At 44.3% G+C, this 2,837-nt stretch carries 1 protein-coding gene and 6 tRNA genes; all 7 read right to left on the bottom strand.

Translation table 11 applies throughout. The features are described 5' to 3' along the window. Nucleotide 1 precedes the first annotated feature (1 nt). A tRNA-Phe gene (locus tag R7O12_RS23575) sits at nucleotides 2-77 on the bottom strand. 233 nt (nucleotides 78-310) lie between these two features. Then, nucleotides 311-1,936, bottom strand: coding sequence for a methyl-accepting chemotaxis protein (locus tag R7O12_RS23570; protein ID WP_258481683.1), 1,626 nt, complete (start codon nucleotides 1,934-1,936; stop codon nucleotides 311-313). Between the two features lie 275 nt (nucleotides 1,937-2,211). Then, nucleotides 2,212-2,287: transfer RNA gene (locus R7O12_RS23565), tRNA-Asn, on the bottom strand. A gap of 45 nt (nucleotides 2,288-2,332) precedes the next feature. Further along, nucleotides 2,333-2,408, bottom strand: a tRNA-Phe gene (locus tag R7O12_RS23560). Between the two features lie 7 nt (nucleotides 2,409-2,415). Further along, nucleotides 2,416-2,491 (bottom strand) — tRNA-Thr (locus R7O12_RS23555). 71 nt (nucleotides 2,492-2,562) lie between these two features. Further along, nucleotides 2,563-2,638 (bottom strand) — tRNA-Asn (locus R7O12_RS23550). A 45-nt stretch (nucleotides 2,639-2,683) separates the two neighbouring features. Then, nucleotides 2,684-2,759 (bottom strand) — tRNA-Phe (locus tag R7O12_RS23545). Nucleotides 2,760-2,837: the final 78 nt, after the last annotated feature.

Here is a 2,837-nt window from a genome sequence, read left to right as displayed (position 1 = left end):
GTGGTGCCCGGAGGCGGAATCGAACCACCGACACGAGGATTTTCAATCCTCTGCTCTACCGACTGAGCTATCCGGGCGACGAGGTGTATTAAAAGGCTTTTCGGCTTTCAGGTCAACAATAAAATTAAAATAAAATATCGTTTGATGAATTTGTGCTCGGAGTGGGCTGTTTTTATGCGTTTTTAGCAGCAATGCGCCATGCTTTAAGCGATGTTTTAACATTGATAGTGTGTTCACTTGCAAAATAAAGGCGATAAAAACAAAAAAGCACGTCTGAAAACGTGCTTTTTATTGAACAATTGACTTTAAACTAGTGCTTTACTGAGAACTTGTTTACCCAACCTTCTAGCTCATTCGCTAGTGAAGCTAAACTTTGAGTACTTGATTGGCTCTCGGTTACGACAGAGTTGAGTTGGCCTCCGCTTTCCTCGATAAGGTTTATGCGTAGCGCAATATCATCGCTAACCTGCGTCTGCTCAGCGGCAGCAGTAGCGATCTGCTGGCTCATTGTGGTGATAGATTCTAACGCCGTTACAATTTGCTGTAGAGCTTCAGAGGCATTCTTAGACTCTGTAACAGTGCTTTCACTGGTTTCTGCACATATTTCCATTGTGTGAATGGCATTGCGAGAGCCTTCTTGCAGATTGGAGATCATATACTGAATCTCTTTTGTGCTGTCTTGTGTGCGTCCTGCTAGGTTGCGTACCTCATCAGCAACGACTGCGAAGCCTCGGCCTTGTTCTCCAGCACGTGCTGCTTCAATGGCTGCATTGAGTGCCAATAGGTTTGTTTGCTCTGCAATATCACCAATCACATCGAGCACTTTTACAATATTATTTACATCCTGATCTAGATCGGCGACCGCTTTACTCGCAGTATTTAATTGAGAAGCTAAACCTTGAATGTTTTCAACCGTGTTATGAATGAGTTTCTGAGTATGTTGGCTTTGTTTGTCAGCCTCGTCCGTATTGTTTGCGGTGTCGCTTGCTGAATTGGCAACATGGTTGGCTGAAGATGCCATTTCAGTCATCGCAGTGGCAATCATCGCCGTTGATTGCTGCTGAGATACGGTAAGATCGGCAATCGTATTTGATCGAGCCTCTACGGCAAACAACTCTGCGCGCAGTGCATGCATAGACTTCTCTAGGTTTGTCACCATAGTAGCTAGTGATTGACTCATATCTTGCACGGCACGATAGATACTTCCTCTCGGTGCCACAGTATCAAAACTGGTCTGAATGTCTCCTTGAGCGACAGCTTGAACTGCTTTACGCACGTCGTTAGGCTCTCCACCAAGTAGATGAAGCATTTTGCGAATCGAAATGATCAGGCCACTTAGAATACTTCCCGCGATAATCAGACACAGCACAAGCTGCCATTGTGCTGTCGACCAAAAACGTGCGTTAACTTCATTAAAGCCAATACCTGTACCGACAACCCAGCCCCAGTGTGGTGTTTTTTCTGCTATCGAGTGTTTTTCTTCAATGCTGCCATCAGCTTGTTTTTGGCTCCAGGTATATTCAACGATCTGACCTGTTTTGTGCCCCAATACATCTAGAATGAGTTGGCCTACGCTATTACCACTGCCATCTCTAAAGTCATGGAAGCTGGTTCCGTGCAGTTGAGGGTCTAGTGGTGCGGCGATGAACATCATATTTTCATCTGCGACATAAACGTATTCGTTGTCTTTGTAGATATTGTTACGAAGTAGGCGAGTGGCTAATGCTTTCGCTTCGTCTTCCGGCATTTTGCCTTCGATAGCCATCTTTTCTACTTCGGTAAGTATGCTGTACGCACTTTTAAATAGCTCAGTAACTCGAGCTTTGTTATCAAGGTTACTTGCGACGCGAAGTGTCCATAAGCCCGTTGCGGTCAGAGCTAGGAGAGCTAGCAATATGATCGCAGATAATAAATAGGCTTGAGTTTTTAGTTTCATATTTAGCTCACAAATAAAGTGTTATCACTATGCAAGGCATAGCTAAAAGAAGAAATGTAATAACTTGGGCATCTTAGTGAAGATAAATATGCTCGGATACTAATGCGTATTGAAATTACGATGAGGATTAAATTTTTAGCGTGAAATAAGTATTTTTGAAGAAAGGATTTAATGTTCGCTGATGTTTAGAAATGAAGTGCAGATAAATGGGAAAGTGAGAAATGACGTATAAAGCAGATACAAAAAAGCCGCATCAAGTGATGCGGCTTTAAAAGTGGCTCCTCCTGCTGGGCTCGAACCAGCGACCTGCGGATTAACAGTCCGTCGCTCTACCAACTGAGCTAAGGAGGAATTATTCTTTTTTGTGTCTTGCTTATGAAGCAAGTGCACCAGATATGGTGCCTCGAGGCGGAATCGAACCACCGACACGAGGATTTTCAATCCTCTGCTCTACCGACTGAGCTATCGAGGCAAAAGAATGGTGCCGACTACCGGAATCGAACTGGTGACCTACTGATTACAAGTCAGTTGCTCTACCTACTGAGCTAAGTCGGCACTCTGTATTCTTTCTAGAAGAGATTATCTCTTCAGTTTTTAAAATCTCACTTAAGTAAGATTCTAGAAATTGGCTCCTCCTGCTGGGCTCGAACCAGCGACCTGCGGATTAACAGTCCGTCGCTCTACCAACTGAGCTAAGGAGGAACTATTCTTTTTTGTGTCTTGCTTATGAAGCAAGTGCACCAAATATGGTGCCTCGAGGCGGAATCGAACCACCGACACGAGGATTTTCAATCCTCTGCTCTACCGACTGAGCTATCGAGGCAAAAGAATGGTGCCGACTACCGGAATCGAACTGGTGACCTACTGATTACAAGTCAGTTGCTCTACCTACTGAGCTAAG

Source organism: Vibrio sp. Vb1574, from assembly GCF_033338675.1.
Note: the sequence above shows the minus strand (reverse complement) of the source record. Positions and strands in the feature narration are given on the sequence as shown.

What these genes read in the sequence shown, in the direction of transcription:
- R7O12_RS23570 (WP_258481683.1), bottom strand. Translation starts at nt 1,936, where the DNA reads ATGAAACTAAAAACTCAAGCCTATTTATTATCTGCGATCATATTGCTA.